Consider the following 17,303-nt stretch of genomic DNA (forward strand, 5'->3'; position numbering starts at 1 on the left):
ATTGTAGCGGGAGGAATGCCATGTTTGATTTTTCGCTGGGCGAAACCGCGGACGCGATCCGCGAGGCGACGGCGCGATTTGCCGCCGATACGATTGCTCCGCTCGCAGCGGAGATCGATGAAAGCAATACGTTTCCACGCCAGCTCTGGCCACAGATGGGCGCGCTTGGTCTGCACGGGATCACCGTGGAAGAAGAATTTGGCGGTGCTGGTCTCGGCTATCTCGATCATGTCGTTGCCATGGAGGAGATCTCGCGTGCTTCGGCTTCCGTGGGCTTGAGCTACGGCGCGCATTCCAATCTCTGCGTCAACCAGATCCGTCGCTGGGCGACATCAGAGCAGAAGCAACGCTATCTGCCGAAGCTGATTTCCGGCGAGCATGTCGGGTCGCTTGCCATGTCCGAAGCAGGGGCCGGCTCGGATGTCGTTTCCATGCGGCTCAAGGGCGAGCGCAAGGGTGATCGCTACATCCTGAACGGCACGAAGTTTTGGATCACCAATGCGCCGCATGCCGATGTGCTCATCGTTTATGCCAAGACCGATCCGACGGCTGGACCGAAAGGCATTTCCGCCTTCATCATCGAAAAGGGGATGCCAGGCTTCAGCGTTTCGAAGAAGCTCTCCAAACTCGGCATGCGCGGCAGCGATACGGCGGAACTTGTCTTTCAGGATTGCGAGGTGCCGACAGAAGCACTGATGGGCCGGGAAGGCGACGGCGTGAAGATCCTGATGTCCGGCCTCGACTATGAGCGTGCCGTGCTCGCGGCCGGTCCGCTTGGCATCATGCAGGCCTGCCTCGACGTAGTGCTGCCCTATGTGCGGGAGCGCAAGCAGTTCGGCAAGCCGATCGGCGACTTCCAACTGATGCAGGGCAAGATCGCCGATATGTATGTCGCGCTGAATTCATCGCGCGCCTACGTCTATTCCGTTGCGCGTGCCTGCGATGCCGGTCGCACGACCCGCTCGGATGCGGCGGCCGCGATCCTCTTTGCCAGCGAAAATGCCGTGAAAGTGTCGCTGGAGGCGATCCAGGCGCTCGGCGGCGCCGGCTATACCAAGGAGTGGCCGGTCGAACGCTTCCTGCGCGATGCCAAGCTTTACGATATCGGCGCAGGGACCAACGAGATCCGCCGTTATCTGATCGGCCGGGAGCTCATCGCATCATGACGGTGATTTCCTCGGCAATCGATCGCGACAGCGAGACCTTCAAAGCCAATAGGATCAAGAACAAGGGACTGATCGACGAACTCTACGACCGCTCGGCCAAGACCCGCGAGGGCGGCTCGCAGGCGGCCCACGAGCGCCACACGAGCAAGGGTAAGCTCTTGCCGCGCGACCGCATCCAGCTGCTGCTCGACGCCAGCAGCCCCTTCCTGGAGATCGGAACGCTGGCGGCGAACGGCATGTACCATGACGAGGCGCCGGGTGCCGGCATCATCACCGGGATCGGCCGCGTTTGCGGCCGCGAAGTGATGATCGTCGCCAATGATGCGACGGTGAAGGGTGGCGCCTATTTTCCTCTCACGGTCAAGAAACATCTGCGGGCACAGGAAATCGCTATGCAGAACCGGCTGCCCTGCATCTACCTTGTCGACAGTGGCGGCGCCAATCTCCCGCATCAGGCCGAGGTCTTTCCCGATCGCGATCATTTCGGAGCGATCTTCTACAATCAGGCACAGATGTCGGCCGAAGGCATTCCGCAGATTGCCTGCGTCATGGGAAGCTGCACGGCGGGCGGCGCCTATGTGCCCGCGATGTCGGACGAGACGATCATCGTGCGCAATCAGGGCACGATCTTTCTCGCAGGCCCGCCTCTGGTGAAGGCCGCGACGGGTGAGATCATTTCGGCCGAAGAGCTCGGAGGCGCCGAAACCCATGGCCGCCGTTCCGGCGTCGTCGATCACGTCGCCGAAAACGACGAGCATGCGCTTCTTCTCGTGCGCGACATCGTCGCCAGCCTCAATAGCGTGAAATCAGTCGATATCGATCTTCAGGCACCACGTCCGCCAAAACTCGATCCGGAGGATCTCAACGGCCTCATTCCCGAGGACGTCCGCTCGCCCTATGACGTTCGTGAGGTCATCGGCCGCATCGTCGATGGTTCCGAGCTGCATGAATTCAAGCCGCTCTATGGCACGACGCTGGTTTGCGGTTTTGCCCGTATCTGGGGCATGCCGGTTGCCATCATCGCCAATAACGGCGTGCTATTTTCCGAAAGCGCGCTGAAGGGTGCGCATTTCATCGAGCTTGCCTGCCAGCGCCGCGTGCCACTGCTGTTTCTGCAGAACATATCGGGCTTCATGGTCGGCGGCCGTTACGAGGCGGGCGGCATCGCGAAGGATGGGGCGAAGCTCGTCACCGCCGTTGCCACGGCCACGGTACCCAAGGTCACCGTCATCATCGGTGGCAGTTTCGGCGCCGGCAATTACGGCATGTGCGGCCGCGCCTATCGCCCACGCTTCCTTTTTACCTGGCCGAACAGTCGCATCAGCGTGATGGGCGGCGAGCAGGCAGCCTCCGTGCTTGCCACCATCCGCCGTGATGCGATGGAGGCGCGCGGCGAAAGCTGGTCGGTCGAAGATGAAGAAGCCTTCAAGACGCCGATCCGCGCCGGCTACGAGGCCGAGGGCAATCCCTACTACGCCACCGCGCGTCTCTGGGACGACGGCATCATCGATCCCCGCCAGACGCGCGATGTATTGGGCCTTGCCTTCTCCGCCTGCCTGAATGCGCCGATCCCCAAAGGTCCTCGCTTCGGCATCTTCCGGATGTGAGGTGGCGCGATGATGGAAAGCTTGCTCATAGCCAACAGGGGCGAGATTGCCGGCCGGATCATCCGCACGGCGAAAGCCCTCGGCATCCGCACCATTGCCGTTTATTCGGAGGCCGATGCCAGTCTGCCCTTTGTGGCGGAGGCGGATGAGGCTCTTGCCATCGGCCCAGCGCCTGCTCGCGAGAGTTATCTTTCGCAGGAGCGCATTCTGGAGGCTGTCCGCAGAACAGGCGCGGCCGCAATCCATCCCGGCTATGGCTTCCTTTCAGAAAACGCCGAATTTGCCGAAGCCGTCGAGAATGCCGGCATTATCTGGGTCGGCGCACCCGCTGCCGCCATCCGCGCCATGGGATTGAAGGATGCTGCCAAGCAACTGATGCAGGCCGCCGGCGTGCCGGTTACGCCGGGCTATATGGGCGCGGATCAGAGCGGAGAAAGGCTTGCTGCCGAGGCCGATGCGACGGGCTATCCCGTGCTTATCAAAGCTGTCGCAGGCGGCGGCGGCAAAGGTATGCGCCGCATCGACCGGCCGAAGGATTTTGCAGAACTGCTTGCCTCCTGCCGGCGCGAAGCGGCCTCGTCTTTCGGCGACGACCGCGTGCTGATCGAGCGCTATATCGCCAATCCGCGCCATATCGAGGTGCAGGTCTTTGCTGACCGCTTCGGCAATTGCGTCCACCTCTTCGAACGCGACTGCTCGCTGCAGCGCCGGCACCAGAAAGTGATCGAGGAGGCACCCGCCCCGGGCCTCGACGCCGCCACCCGCGCCTCAATCTGTGAGGCGGCGGTCAAGGCCGCGAAGGCGGTGAACTATATCGGAGCCGGCACCATCGAATTCATTGCCGATGCTTCGGAGGGCCTGCGCCCGGATCGCATCTGGTTCATGGAGATGAACACCAGGCTGCAGGTGGAGCACCCCGTCACCGAAACCATCACTGGTGAGGATCTGGTCCTCTGGCAGTTGAAGGTCGCCGCCGGCGAGCCGCTGCCGAAGGGGCAAGCTGATATCCACATGAATGGCTGGGCTTTCGAGGCTCGCCTTTACGCCGAGAACCCTGCCGCCGGCTATCTGCCTTCGATCGGCCGCCTGGATCATTTGCGCTTGCCGCAAAATGTCCGGGTCGACAGCGGCGTCGAGGAAGGCAACGAGATCACCGCCTTCTACGATCCGATGATCGCCAAGATCATCGCTCACGACCGAAATCGTGACGCAGCCCTCACCAGGCTCGCAAGCGCCTGCGAAAGCATCGAAATCTGGCCGGTGAAGTCCAATGCCGGCCTGCTCGCCCGCATTGCCGCCGACGCGGATTTCCGCGCGGCAAAGCTCGATACGGGCTTTCTCGACCGTCACGGCGAAACCCTGCTGCCGAAGGGACCCGACGAGAAGACTGTCGACAGAGCGGCGACAGTCTTGGCAGCAAAAGACGGGACCGATCCCTGGTCGTCCCTTGCCGGCCTGCGAATTGCGGGCACAAGCGATAGCCGCGCGCGCGTGCGCATCGGCGAACATCTCTATTGGGGGCATGTCCGCCCAGAGCTCCACGCCAATGCCGTCAGGTCCGGCGATATCATTGTCCTCTTCGATAGCGGCAATGCCTGGCCGATCAGCGTTCCCGTTGCCAGCGAAGTCGAAGCGTATCAGGGCGCCGGCGATGGTGCGATCCTTTCGCCAATGCCGGGCCTCGTCATTTCCGTTGATGTCGCGGAGGGTGATCGCGTTGCCAAAGGCGACAGGCTGCTGACGGTTGAGGCGATGAAGATGGAACATACACTGCGCGCACCCTTTGACGGCATTGTCGGCAAATTGCCGATCTCCATGGGCGCCCGGGTCTCGGAAAACCAGCTCGTCGTCAGCGTCATGAAGGAAGATCGCTGATGGCCGGCCGCTACTTCGATGAATGGACGGTCGGCGACCGAGTTACCCACGAAATCCGCCGCACGGTCACGGAAACCGACAACCTGCTCTTCACGACGCTCTCTCATAATCCGCAACCACTGCATCTCGATGCCGATTATGCGGCGGGTACGGAATTCGGCCGCATCGTCGTCAACGGCACCTTCACCTTCGCGCTCACCATCGGCCTCTCGGTCGGCGACACCACACTCGGCACGCTGATCGCCAATCTCGGCTACGACAAGGTGGTGATGCCGAAGCCGGTGTTCATCGGCGATACGCTTCGTGTAGAAACGGAAGTGACGGATCTCCGGCGTTCCAACTCGCGTCCCGATGCCGGGATCGTCACGTTCAAGCATATCACGCTGAATCAGCGAAACGAGATCGTTTGCCAGTGCCTGCGCACGGCCATGCTGCAGGTGAAGCCGTCATGAGGCTGCGCTCGCTGCTCTTCGTGCCCGGCGACAGGCCGGAACGTTTCGACAAGGCACTCGCCTGCGGCGCCGATGCCGTCATCCTCGATCTGGAAGATTCCGTTTCCGAGAACAATAAGCCGCTGGCACGTGACGCCGTGCATGACTTCGTCACGCGCCGCGCAACCGATGCGACGCTTGTTATTCGCATCAATCCCCTCACCACGTCAGCCTGCGAAGACGATCTCGTTGCGCTCGGCGATATCAATCTCTTTGCGATCATGTTGCCGAAGGCCGAAGGCGCAGCTTCTGTGCTCCAGCTCGCAGGCCGCCTGTCATCCGCTGTCCTCATCCTGCCGATCGCAACAGAGACGCCCGCGGCCATCTTCGAAATCGGCAGCTACAGGGGTGTTGCCTCCCATCTCCTCGGGCTGACCTGGGGTGCGGAAGATCTGCCTGCTGCCATCGGCGCTGCCACCGCCCGCGAGCCAGATGGGCGTTATACCACCCCCTATGAGCTCGCCCGCTCTCTGGTGCTGTTTGGCGCGCACGCCGCCGCGGTTCCTGCCATCGAGACTGTCTACCCCGACTTCCGCGATCTCGACGGTCTCGCAGCCTATGCTGGCCGCGCCCGGCGCGACGGTTTCTCGGGGATGATGGCGATCCATCCGAGCCAGGTCGAACCGATCAACCGAGCTTTTACACCGGACGCGGCGGAGATCGCCTGGGCAGAAAAAGTCGTGGCCGCCTTCGCCACTTCGCCGGATACCGGCGTCATTCAGATCGACGGGCGCATGCTCGATCTGCCGCATCTGAAACTTGCAAAACGCATTCTTGAGGCTGGAAAACTATCGAATGTAGGGTGACTGGCATTAGGCCCAGTCGGGCGACCTGAGGAACTAGCAAGCGCAAGAACCGGACAGGCGGTTCGTTGACAACACGAAGCGCCCAAGAAATAGGCAAATCGATCGAGATGTCGTAAAATGAATATTATAGGTCGTATTCTTGCAATTCAACGCACAGCTGTGCAAAGCTAATTCGGAGGTCGAATTCTTGTGACAGCAGGTTGTTTCTGCTCGAGGTTTCGAGAGATTTTTAAAATCGCTCTAATAATAACGGCTATCATTAGAATTTAATAGGCACCTCGGCTTTTCCTGTTTGATCTATATTTCGGATGTAAATGGAATATAGGCAATTGCCTTCAGCAGGCCGCGGAAACTGAAGGCATCGATGTTCAGTGAAAATTGAAAAAAATTGGACGATGAATATTTTATGACAGAAAATTTCTACTCTGTTCATGTCATAGAAACTTCATTGGTTACCGCAAATTGAACCAGTTAATAGGGCGTGCGCTCAAGAGGGGGCGCGTCCTATTTTTCGAGGGTTCTCATGCAAGCCAAGCTTCTCGGCGCCGTAGGCGCCCTTCTCGCTTCAGCTTTCGTTGCTGCTGGTCCCGCCGCTGCTGCCGAAAAGACCAAGATCGACTTCTGGTTCGGCAACTCGGGCGACATCGCAAAACGCGTTCAGGAACAGTGCGACCGTTTCAACCAGTCCCAGGGCGACTACGAAGTCGTCTGCACCAGCCAGGGCTCCTACGACGCCTCGCTGCAGAACACGATCGCTGCCTTCCGCGCCGGCAAGCAGCCAACCATCGCTCAGGTTTCGGATGCCGGCACGCTCGACATCATGCTTTCGGGCGCCTACTACCCGGCCAATAAGCTCATGAAGGACATGGGCTACAATGTTGACTGGAACGACTACTTCTCCGGTATCGCCGGCTACTATGCGACGTCGAAGGGCGAGATGTACTCGTTCCCCTTCAACTCCTCGACGGCTCTGCTCTACTGGAACAAGGACGCCTTCGCCAAGATCGGCAAGGACCATGCTCCGGCGACCTGGAAGGAAGCTGGCGAAGATTTCAAGGCTCTGAAGGACGCAGGCTATGCTTGCCCGCTCGGCTTCGACATCTCCAACAACGAAGTCTGGCAGTACATCGAGCAGTTCGAAGCCGTCAACGGCGAACCGATCGCTACCAAGAAGAACGGCTTTGAAGGCCTCGACGCCGAACTGGTGTTCAACAAGAACCCGATGCTCGTGAACTTCGTCAAGGACCTTAAGGGCTGGTACGACGCCAAGGAAGCCGTCATCAAGAACAAGGCCGTTGGCCAGACCTTCGTCGAAGCCTTCGCTGCTGGCGACTGCCAAGTCATCCTGACCTCCGTTGGCGACCACGGCAACATCGGCCGTACCGCCAAGCAGGGCATGAACTGGGGCGTTTCGATGCTCCCGACCTATAGCGACGCGACCCGTCACAGCTCCTACGTCGGCGGCGCTTCGCTCTGGGTTCTGAAGGGTCATTCGGACGCGGAATACAAGGCTGCCGCAGCCTTCTTCAACTTCATCGCAAAGCCGGAAGAAGCCCTCACCTGGTCGACCGTTACCGGCTACATCCCGGTTCGCAACTCGGGCTTCGAATACCTGAAGAAGCAGGGCTTCTACGACAAGGCTCCCTATGCCGGTCGCGAACTCGCCATTCAGAGCCTGACCGCTTCCCCGGCTGGCGACACGTCTGCCAAGGGTATCCGTCTCGGTGGCCTGCTCCAGGTCCGCACCGAAATCGCGAACGGCCTGCAGGCAATCTTCGTCAACAATGCCGATGTACAGGCTTCGCTCGACTCTGCTGCTGACCGCGGCAACCAGCTCCTGCGTCGCTTCCAGCAGACCTACAAGGGCGTTCAGCTCCCCTAATCGACTGATACGAGCCGCACCCGGCCCGCTTCTCGCGCGCCGGGTGCGTCTTTGTACATTCCCTACAGGCTGCGGAAGCGATATCGCCGCCCACGCCAGAACCAAACCAGGACGAAAACGACCACTCATGGAAAAGCGCGTCACTTTCTCCTCGACGACGATCGGCCTTCTCTTCGCATTTCCCATGCTGCTGCTGATCTTCGTTTTCTTCTACTGGCCGAGCGCGCAGGCGCTTTACTGGGCGTTCACGCTCGAGCAGCCATGGGGCGGCGGCAACGCCTGGGTCGGTTTCGACAATTTCAAGCAGCTGCTGAGCGATCCTATCTATTGGGACTCCGTTACCCGCAGCATGATTTTCGGCTTCAGTTCGACCATTATCGCCATGGGGCTGGCGCTCATCCTGGCGCTTCTGACGGATCGTGAACTGCGCGGCCACAAAATCTACCGGTCAGTCTTCATCTGGCCTTATGCGATTGCCGCTCCCGCCCTCGGTCTTGCCTTCCGCTTCATCCTGGCGCCGGAGGCCGGTCTCCTATCGGTCATCAACCATGTCTGGCCCGGCCTCTGGAACCCCGCTCTCGACGGTAAGGATGCCATGATCGCGGTGATCGTCGCCTTTTCCTGGAAGTATATCGGCTACAATTTCATCTTCTTCCTTTCAGCGTTGCAGGGCATTCCGCGTTCGCTGATCGAGGCGGCCGCCATGGACGGCTCGGGGCCGCTGCGCCGCATGCGGGATATCCAGCTACCGCTGCTCACACCGACGCTGTTCTTCCTGCTCGTCATCAACATCACCGAGAGTTTCCAGGATTCCTTCGGCATCGTCGACGTGATGACCCAGGGCGGTCCGGCGCGCGCCACGGAACTCATGGTCTACAAGATCTATTTCGACGGCTTCAGAGGCCTCGATTATTCGGGTGCCGCAGCCCAATCCATGATCCTCATGGGGCTCGTCATCCTGCTCACCATTTTCCAGTTCCGCTTCATCGAGCGGCGCGTGCACTACAAGTGAGGTCGCGGACATGATCGAACGCACGCCAATATTCAATTTTGTCTGTTACACCTTGCTCGCACTCGGCCTGGTGATTGCGCTTCTGCCTTTCCTGATCGTCATCATTGCATCGACGCTCGATCTCGAGACCGTCAACCGCGTGCCGCTACCGCTGGTTCCAAGCAGCCATTTCTGGGAGAACGTGCAGACCGCCTGGGTTCGCGCCGATCTCGGCAACAAGTTGTTTCACAGCGTCATTTTCGCTGCCACGGTCGGCGCAGGCAAGGTCATCCTTTCCGCGATGGCAGCTTTCTCGATCGTCTATTTTCGCTTCCGCGGCCGCTATCTGATCTTCTGGATCATCTTCATCACGCTGATGCTGCCGCTCGAAGTGCGCATCGTGCCGACCTATTCGATCGCCGCCAATGCGCTTCAGCCCTTTCAGGCAATTCTCGATGTCACCGGTATTACGTGGCTGATCGCGCAGGTCACAGGCATCCAGATCAAGCTTGAATGGGGTCTCCTGAACTCCTATCCGGGCCTCGTGTTGCCGATGGTCGCCACTGCGACGGGTACCTTCCTCTATCGCCAGTTCTACCTGACGGTTCCGGACGAACTCGCCGAGGCATCGAAGATGGATGGCTCAGGCGCGATCCGCTTCTTCTGGGACGTACTGCTGCCTTTGTCTCGCCCGAACATGATTGCACTTTTCACCATCATGTTCGTCTGGGCCTGGAACCAGTACCTCTGGCCGCTGCTGATCACGACCGACCCGAATTTCGGCATCGCCGTTACCCAGCTCAAGACACTCATTCCCTCCGAATTCGGCCTGCCCGACTGGAACGTCGCCATGGCCGGAACACTGATCATCATGTCGCCGCCGCTGATCCTCGTCATCCTGATGCAGCGTTGGTTCGTGCGCGGCCTTATCTCCACCGAGAAGTGAAAGGAACAGACCCTTGGCACCGATCTCCATCCGAGGCGTGAAAAAGAACTATGGCAAGAACGCCGTCGTTCACGGCGTTGATCTCGAAATCCAGTCGGGCGAATTCATCGTCATCCTCGGTCCGTCCGGCTGCGGCAAGTCTACGCTGCTGCGCATGGTCGCGGGTCTCGAAGAAATTACCGGTGGCGAAATCGCCATCGACGGACGTGTGGTCAACCAGCTCGAGCCGCGTGAACGCGGCTGCGCAATGGTGTTCCAGAACTATGCGCTCTATCCGCACATGAGCGTTGCCGAGAATATCGGCTATGCCCTGAAGGTCGCCGGTGTGCCGAAGGCCGAACGCGATCGTCGCATCGCCGACGTCGCCAAGGCACTGAGCCTCGAGCCCTTCCTCGAGCGCCGGCCGGCCGCCCTTTCCGGCGGCCAGCGCCAGCGCGTCGCCATGGGCCGCGCCATGATCCGAGAGCCGAAGGTCTTCCTCTTCGACGAACCGCTGTCGAACCTCGATGCCAAGCTGCGTATCGCCATGCGCGCGGAAATCCGCCGCCTGCATCGCCGCCTCGGCGCCACCTCGATTTTCGTGACACACGACCAGAACGAGGCCATGACGCTGGCCGACCGCATCATCGTCATGAATGCCGGCAATGTCGAACAGGTCGGCACACCGGAAGAAGTCTATCACTATCCGGCAAGCCGCTTCGTCGCCGGCTTCGTCGGTACGCCGGCAATGAACCTGCTGGAAGGCCGCGTCAATGAAAACGGCGTCTTCATCTATGACGAAGGCCGCACCGTGACGCTCCCCGCCGAGCGCGGCAAGCAGCTTGCCGGCCAGCGCATCGTTCTCGGCGTGCGCGCCGAATCCGCTCGCCTCGTCTCTCCGGATGCACCGGGGGCACTCGTTGCGACCGCCGACTTCATCGAAGAACTCGGCGCCAGCCGCGTCGTGCATGCCGATTTCGATGGCTTGCCCTTTGCCGTCGCCATGACCGGATCGGTCTCGCTGAAGACTGGCGACCGGATCGGCATCGCAATCGACCAGGATACGATCCATCTCTATTCGGCCGATACTGGCAAAGTTCTCGTCGCGCCGGCACGCAACAACGCCGTGACCATCAACGCCTGAGCCTGATGCAGATGAAGAGCTTTCTTGATCTCGCCAGGGGCGATCGTAACCTGCTTGCGGCCGCCGTACAGGCGCTTGCCGTGCCCTCAGCGACTTTCTTCGATGAGGCGCGTGCTGCCGAACCGACACAGACCGAGCACGACAGGCTTGCGGCGACCCTGCCGGCGCTGTCGACGATCGAAGTCGTAAGGACTGCCAATGACGCCAGCATCGGTGACGGTCTTGTCATCGCTGCTTGGAACGCCGAACGCCTGAAATATCATGCTCCTTCCGTGGAGCTCATCCGCAAGAGCGACGCCGATATCCTGTTGCTCACGGAGGCTGATCTCGGCACGGCGCGCGCCGGCAACCGGCACACTGTTGCCGACCTCGCCCGCGATCTCGGCATGTCCTATGCTTTTGGCGTGGAATTCGTGGAACTTGGTCTCGGAGATTCTCGTGAGCGTGAATGGCATAAGGGCGAGACGAACGCCGCCGGCTTCCACGGCAATGCGCTGCTCTCCCGCTTGCCGTTGCTGGATGCAGCATTGATCCGTCTCGATGACGGCGGCACATGGTGGACGGATGCGAAGGACGGGCAGGGTCGGATCGGCGGCCGCATGGCAATCGCGGCCAAAATAGAAACCGCATTCGGGCCGATTCTTGCAGTTAGCGTGCATCTGGAAAGTAAGACTGACATCGCGGATCGGGCAAGGCAGACAAAAAGGCTGATCGCCGCAGTCGAAAAGCTCGCCGATGGCTTGCCTGTCGTTTTGGGTGGCGATTTCAACACCAATATTCTTCCCGAGGGATCGCGTGAACCTGAAGCGCACGAACCGCTTTTCGGTCTCCTCGCAGAAGCCGGTTATCACTGGGACGCTGCCAATGACTTCGCGCTCACGCAGCGCACCCGCCCCGACGGGACGCCGCAGCCGCCTTTCGCCCGCCTCGACTGGCTGTTTACCCGCAGCCTTTCGGCAAGCGACGCCATGACTGTTGCTGCCGTCGACGCAGACGGAGCAGCAATCTCCGATCACGAATTGATCAAGGCCCATTTTTCCGCGCTCTGAGCCGCCCGAGGCAAAGGAATCCAGCGGCGGATCAATGGTGACGGTGGTCCGCAGTCACTTCTGTGGAAACCTTTCATGAAGTGTTGCATTCACGCACTAGCGGGGACGCTTTAGGCGTTGCTAACATTTCGAGGACTGGCGGGGGCCGGCTGCAAGCGTTCGACGAGGGGTCGCTTGCTCAAATGGGATGGCTGCGCGTTGCGGACTGCAGCCATCCCATACTCGCTCAGCCGAAAAGCCCATCGCATTGGGCAATGCAGGCCCGATGAGGACCTCCCAAAACAAATCACACTCCTGGCGAAACCTGCAGGCGGCTTTTTTGCAAATTGGTTCGCTTGTCGGTCGATCATGATCCGACACGGGAAACTCGTGGCGGCGCGGTTCCTTTTGCCAATCGCGGAACAGTCGGATCGCACCATCGTTATGTTCACAGCAAATGGAGGACGACATGTCTAACGTGTCACGAACAGGAAACGACAAGATCAACAACGCGACAAATCCGAACACGTTTGGGCGTTCGGTTGAGAGCAAGGCGCAAATAGAAGACGCGGCGATGGAAAGTTCAACGCTCCCGGCAGGCGAGCCCCTCGGTATCTATCGACTTGAACCGATCGCAGCGGCAGACGATCCGAGATGGGAAAACTCGCCGGGCCATGGCGTCGTGGTGGTCGCAGCAAGAACGGCGGGTGATGCCCGGATCGTAGCGGCTGGGCGCGAGCTCGACTTCATGGAGGTCGACGCGGCGCCCGCCGACGATGTGACCACGACACATGCGAGCGCGTTTCGCGACGACAAGCTTTACACAGTCGTCGAGATCGATCGGAATCGCACGGATGTCGTGCGAGGTGTAATTGAAGGCGATATCTCGGTTGATACGATCAGGCCTGTGCAGCCCGATTGAGCAAAGTAACCCGGGTATCTCGCGATGCTGGCTCTAAGGCTCGCTTCCATGAGCAAGCTTAGTTTTCCATGGCTCCCAATGGTTCCGCTATTTCATTCGGTGCATCGGCCGACCAGCGGCTTTGCGCAAGCCATGGCCTTCCACGTTCATTCGCGGCTGGCGCCATGGGCTGATGGGCAGGGGTCGGCGTGCAGGCCGTATATTCCACGGAACTTCGATTATCGCCGGTTGTTTTCACCTGGATTGGAGAACCACCATGGCATCGATGACGAGAGAAGAACTGTCGAAGCATCTGAAGAAGCTGGATTTCTGCATGTTTTCGACACGTGGAGCCTCGAACCGGATCAGCACTCGGCCGATGAGCAACAATGGCGACGTCGAATATGACGGGGATTCCTGGTTCTTTTCCTATACGGATACCCGCAAGATATCTGACATTCGGAAAGACAACGCGGTGCAGCTGACCTTCACCGCGCCGCCGCATCTGCTCAGCAAACCGGGCATATTCATCGCGATCGATGGTAACGCTTCGATCATCGAGGACGTCTCGGAATTCGAGCAACATTGGGTCAAGGGACTGGAACGATGGTTTCCCGAGGGCACCCAGACGCCTGGGCTTGCCTTGATCAAGGTTGCGGCACGTTCGATCCAATATTGGAACGGTGAAGAAAACGGCAAAGTCGAGGTCTGAGATCCGCAAGCAATGCCTCACCGACGCTGATAGTGCCGTCGGTGGCAGCAGGAATTGGCGCCCAATTCGTGCCAGGCCTATCTACAGACGAGCTATTGCTTCCCCGAGCTCCTTGCGAAGCTTTTCAAGCCGATCTCGCGCCTCGTCCCTTTGCGCCCGCAACGCCTTGATCGACTTCTCCTGTTCCGTCAGGTCCTGAAGGAACTGCTGCTTGAGCGGCGTGTCGCCTACAGAGGAAAGCAAGCCTGAAATCCGTGAGGATTCCGACGTTGCGTCTTCAATTGCCTGCATAACCCTGGACAGGTCCCTCTCCGCTTCCTTTTGTGCCTTCCTTGCCGTCACAAGACCCTGAAGTTTCGAGGCGATTTCCGGAGACGGCCCTTCATCGAGCCATTGCAGGATCACAGTGTCGTCGATATCGGCGATCGCCTGCGTCTCGCTCTCGGCCATGCGCCATTCGATGGTCGTCGAAACCCTCTTGCCCGCAGGGACGATCACAGTTGCCCGCGCACCTTGCGGTGTCTCTTCCACGCCTTCGGACTTAACCAGTTCCCATCCTGCCATGCCCGGGTCTTCCGCGACAAACGTCCTGTCGGCATCAGCGCCCCAGACGGAGAAGGTCTTTCGCAGCCGTCGCTCCAGCGTGGCCTCGAGATAACCGTCTTTTACGATGACAGTTCGAAAGGAACTGGATATGGCGCTTGCCACCTCCTGCTCGATCTTCTGATCGGCGGCAAACGTCGCCTTTTCCACGCCGCCCGGCTTCACATTGCCTATGCGTGCGTCGCCGACATAACGCCCTTTTTCATCATAGACTGCAGCCACCGCCGGCGGCAGCGAGGTCCCCGTGTCGTTGGTGAGCACGAGGGCTGCATCCGGATGTTGCGCTCCATCGCGATAGAGAGCAACGAACTCCGCCTTGATCTCGCGATCCAAGATCGGCACCGAAATCGTCTCGCCGTTCTTCAGGTCGTATGCGCCTGGAAGATCGAAATTTGCCACCACGTCACCCTCGTCGGCAGTCGCAGCGATGGTAGCGGCCGGAGCAGCCATAACGGGAGCAGAGGCCTCGGCCTCCGGCTTGTTCAGCAACGCTCCACCAACCACGGCACGTTTGGCACCTGCTACATCCAGATAGGCGCTCGATACGTCCACGCGCGACGGCCATGTTCTTGCGTACAATCTCTGGCGAAGCGTCACGGGCTTTCCCGATGTCAAGGATATGGAAACCCCGCGCCAGTCTTCGCCGGATGCATTCTCCAGGACGGCCCACGCCTGCAACCGCGCTTTGCCCTTGGCGCCGACAATAATCCTGTAGGACGGTTTCCAGAGCGGCGCTGCGACAACGTAGGAGATGTCCACGGCCGACGACGCCTTGCCATCAAGCGCGATGGTGACCGCACGCGTCCCCTGCAACCCATCGCTCGACAGCAATTCCGCCGCCCGGGCAATCATTTCGGCGTCTTTGGGATCGTCGAGTTTGTAGGCCATGGCGCCACCGATCTCGGCAACGTCAAAGGCACCGCTGTCAAGCATCACGATCAACCGCGCACGCTGCTTTTCGGTAGCGGGCTCCACGCCGACGATGCGGCCCTTTACCCCGTTCGCAGAGACAGGTGCGCCTCTGAGAGCCCGCAACACCCCGGCCGCGGAATCCAGATCCTGTGGCTTGATCGGTAATACCTTGAACGTCTCGTCCACCATGCCCGGCCCGGTGGTCGAAAGGCCCTTCACGGGCGCCGGTCCCGATACGACGAGGGTCTTCAGGAAGTCATCCATCTGGTCTGTCGGCACCTCGACGATAGCGTTGCCGTCGTCCCGGACATCAAGAGTACGAACATACTCGGCGACGCCGCCGGAAGACAGCCGGATCGACTTGATCGTTCCGGTTTGCGCGAATGCGGTTGTTGACAGCAGTACGGCGGTAAGTGCCGCGCAGACAGCGGATGTGTATTTCATATGGCCCCCCTCGGCGTTCAATCCTGCACGAGAATGAGCGTAAAAAAGGGGCGGCATTTCGGCATGCAATGCTTTTACGGCCGCTATCGGCTGACCTGTTCGGCGGCGCCACCGGGTCTCCGTCGGAGGTGTCCGTATTCGATGCGATATCGGGAAAGATGTCGTGAAATTGAGAAGACGAACGCCTATATACGTCACTCGAGTCTGTTTGAAAGGAAATCCGTCATGACTATCAATGGAAGCCTGCTCGTCGCGGGATCGGAAAAGCGCGGCACGCGTGGCGAGCTCTACGGTGTCGAAGCAGCCACGGGGATGGCGCTGCCCGTCTCTTTCGGTGGCGCCTCCGCCGAAGACGTCGAAGAGGCGACGAGGCTTGCATGGGAGGCCTTCGCCTCCTATCGGGAAACCGATCTGGAAACACGGGCTGCCTTTCTTGAAACCATTGCCAGCGAGATCGAGGCTATCGGCGACGAGCTGATCGTGCGGGCAATGGCGGAAACCGGACTTCCCCGCGGGCGCCTCGAGGGCGAACGCGCTCGCACGACAGGACAGCTACGGCTATTTGCGAAAGAGGTTCGCGAAGGCCGGTTCCAGGAGCTTCGTTTCGATGGCGCCGATCCTTCCCGCAAGCCGGTTCCGAAGCCCGATCTTCGCCTGCGCAACGTTCCCCTCGGCCCGGTCGCGGTTTTCGGCGCATCGAACTTTCCGCTCGCCTTCTCGGTCGCCGGCGGTGATACGGCGTCTGCTCTCGCGGCAGGATGCCCTGTCGTCGTCAAGGCGCATTCCGCTCATCCGGGCACGTCGGAACTGGTCGGCCGCGCCGTACAGCGCGCGGTTGCCAAGGCTGGCCTGCATGCCGGCACGTTTGCGCTTCTCTTCGATACCGGCTTCGAGGTCGGACAGAAGCTGGTGGCCGATGCGAGAATCCGCGCCGTCGGCTTCACCGGTTCGCGCCGCGGCGGAACCGCGCTGATGAAGATCTCTTCCGAGCGCAAGCAACCGATCCCGGTCTATGCCGAGATGAGCAGCATCAACCCGGTCATCTTCTTCCCGAACGCGCTGAAAACCCGCGCAGCTGAGATCGCAACGGCATTCGTGAGCTCGCTTGTCCTCGGTGCCGGGCAGTTCTGCACCAATCCCGGCCTCATTCTCGCCATCGATAGCGAAGGCCTGGACACTTTCATTGCCAAGGCGCGGGAGCTTCTGCCCGATGTCGGAGCCCAGACGATGCTGACAGGCTCCATCGCCAAGGCATTCTGTAATGGCGTTGCTCGGCTGGAAAAGCATCCCGAAGTCCGGCTCGTCGCCAATGGCAAGCCCGGCAGCGAATTCGAAGGCACGGCCGCTCTCTTCGAAACGACGGCCGCGGCATTCCTTGCACATCATGAGCTGCAGGACGAGGTCTTCGGTGCAGCCGGCCTTATCGTGCGCTGCCGTGATCTCGCCGAACTCGAGCGCGTCCTCGACGGTCTCGAAGGCCAGCTGACCGTTGCCCTGCACATTACGAGCGAAGACGAACAGGACGCAAAGCGCCTCGTTCCCAATCTGGAAATGCTTGCCGGACGCCTGCTCGTGAACGGCTTCGGAACCGGCGTGGAAGTATCGCCCGCCATGGTGCACGGCGGCCCCTACCCGGCAACGGCCGATGGCAGATCGACCTCCGTCGGAACGCTCGCCATCTACAGGTTCCTGCGTCCGGTCTCGTATCAGGACTTTACGACAAACCTGCTTCCGGCGCCGCTGCGTTGATCGAGTAGAGCAGCCGGACCCTAATCCGAAAAACCGGCATTTGAAGTTGCACCACGGGCGCTCGGGC

Annotated in this window: 14 protein-coding genes; 13 read left to right on the forward strand and 1 reads right to left on the reverse strand. The window is 60.3% G+C overall.

All coding sequences use genetic code 11. The features are described from left to right. The first annotated feature begins 20 nt into the window (after nt 1-20). The 12 genes from FHT92_RS15980 (at nt 21) to FHT92_RS16035 (ending at nt 13,528) form a co-directional block, all read left to right on the forward strand. Nucleotides 21-1,166: an isovaleryl-CoA dehydrogenase gene (locus FHT92_RS15980; protein WP_183826905.1), complete on the forward strand. Its 1,146-nt coding sequence runs from the start codon at nt 21-23 to the stop codon at nt 1,164-1,166. After that, nucleotides 1,163-2,773 carry a carboxyl transferase domain-containing protein gene (locus FHT92_RS15985; protein WP_183826907.1) on the forward strand — a complete coding sequence of 537 codons (1,611 nt, stop codon included), beginning with the start codon at nt 1,163-1,165 and terminating at the stop codon, nt 2,771-2,773. The genes FHT92_RS15980 and FHT92_RS15985 overlap by 4 nt, the downstream gene beginning before the upstream one ends. A gap of 9 nt (nt 2,774-2,782) precedes the next feature. After that, nucleotides 2,783-4,648, forward strand: a complete 1,866-nt coding sequence (locus FHT92_RS15990) for a biotin carboxylase N-terminal domain-containing protein (protein ID WP_183826910.1) — start codon at nt 2,783-2,785, stop codon at nt 4,646-4,648. Then, nucleotides 4,648-5,100, forward strand: coding sequence for a MaoC family dehydratase (locus FHT92_RS15995; protein WP_183826913.1), 453 nt, complete (start codon nt 4,648-4,650; stop codon nt 5,098-5,100). The genes FHT92_RS15990 and FHT92_RS15995 overlap by 1 nt, the downstream gene beginning before the upstream one ends. Next, nucleotides 5,097-5,945 (forward strand): HpcH/HpaI aldolase/citrate lyase family protein, encoded by an 849-nt coding sequence (locus FHT92_RS16000; protein ID WP_183826916.1) that lies wholly within the window; start codon nt 5,097-5,099, stop codon nt 5,943-5,945. The genes FHT92_RS15995 and FHT92_RS16000 overlap by 4 nt, the downstream gene beginning before the upstream one ends. 523 nt (nt 5,946-6,468) lie before the next feature. Continuing rightward, nucleotides 6,469-7,827: an extracellular solute-binding protein gene (locus FHT92_RS16005; RefSeq protein WP_183826919.1), complete on the forward strand. Its 1,359-nt coding sequence runs from the start codon at nt 6,469-6,471 to the stop codon at nt 7,825-7,827. A 127-nt stretch (nt 7,828-7,954) separates the two neighbouring features. After that, nucleotides 7,955-8,839 carry a carbohydrate ABC transporter permease gene (locus tag FHT92_RS16010; protein WP_183742462.1) on the forward strand — a complete coding sequence of 295 codons (885 nt, stop codon included), beginning with the start codon at nt 7,955-7,957 and terminating at the stop codon, nt 8,837-8,839. Between the two features lie 10 nt (nt 8,840-8,849). Further along, nucleotides 8,850-9,764 (forward strand): ABC transporter permease subunit, encoded by a 915-nt coding sequence (locus FHT92_RS16015; protein ID WP_183742460.1) that lies wholly within the window; start codon nt 8,850-8,852, stop codon nt 9,762-9,764. Nucleotides 9,765-9,777: 13 nt separating this feature from the next. After that, nucleotides 9,778-10,887: a sn-glycerol-3-phosphate ABC transporter ATP-binding protein UgpC gene (gene ugpC / locus FHT92_RS16020; RefSeq protein ID WP_183826922.1), complete on the forward strand. Its 1,110-nt coding sequence runs from the start codon at nt 9,778-9,780 to the stop codon at nt 10,885-10,887. Between the two features lie 11 nt (nt 10,888-10,898). Continuing rightward, a complete protein-coding gene (locus FHT92_RS16025; RefSeq protein WP_183826925.1) occupies nt 10,899-11,936 on the forward strand; it encodes an endonuclease/exonuclease/phosphatase family protein in 1,038 nt (345 codons plus the stop codon). Nucleotides 11,937-12,384: 448 nt separating this feature from the next. Next, nucleotides 12,385-12,837, forward strand: coding sequence for a hypothetical protein (locus FHT92_RS16030; RefSeq protein ID WP_246715193.1), 453 nt, complete (start codon nt 12,385-12,387; stop codon nt 12,835-12,837). 256 nt (nt 12,838-13,093) lie between these two features. Beyond that, nucleotides 13,094-13,528, forward strand: a complete 435-nt coding sequence (locus tag FHT92_RS16035) for a pyridoxamine 5'-phosphate oxidase family protein (RefSeq protein ID WP_183826929.1) — start codon at nt 13,094-13,096, stop codon at nt 13,526-13,528. A gap of 81 nt (nt 13,529-13,609) precedes the next feature. On the opposite strand, the gene FHT92_RS16040 is transcribed toward FHT92_RS16035, so the two are convergent. Continuing rightward, nucleotides 13,610-15,487 carry a DUF4139 domain-containing protein gene (locus FHT92_RS16040; RefSeq protein ID WP_183826931.1) on the reverse strand — a complete coding sequence of 626 codons (1,878 nt, stop codon included), beginning with the start codon at nt 15,485-15,487 and terminating at the stop codon, nt 13,610-13,612. 225 nt (nt 15,488-15,712) lie between these two features. Between FHT92_RS16040 and FHT92_RS16045 the strand changes: the two genes are divergently transcribed. Further along, complete coding sequence (locus FHT92_RS16045; RefSeq protein ID WP_183826933.1) at nt 15,713-17,236, forward strand: aldehyde dehydrogenase (NADP(+)); 1,524 nt, start codon at nt 15,713-15,715, stop codon at nt 17,234-17,236. The last annotated feature ends 67 nt before the right edge of the window (nt 17,237-17,303 follow it).

Source organism: Rhizobium sp. BK377, from assembly GCF_014193935.1.
Taxonomy (GTDB): Bacteria; Pseudomonadota; Alphaproteobacteria; order Rhizobiales; family Rhizobiaceae; genus Rhizobium.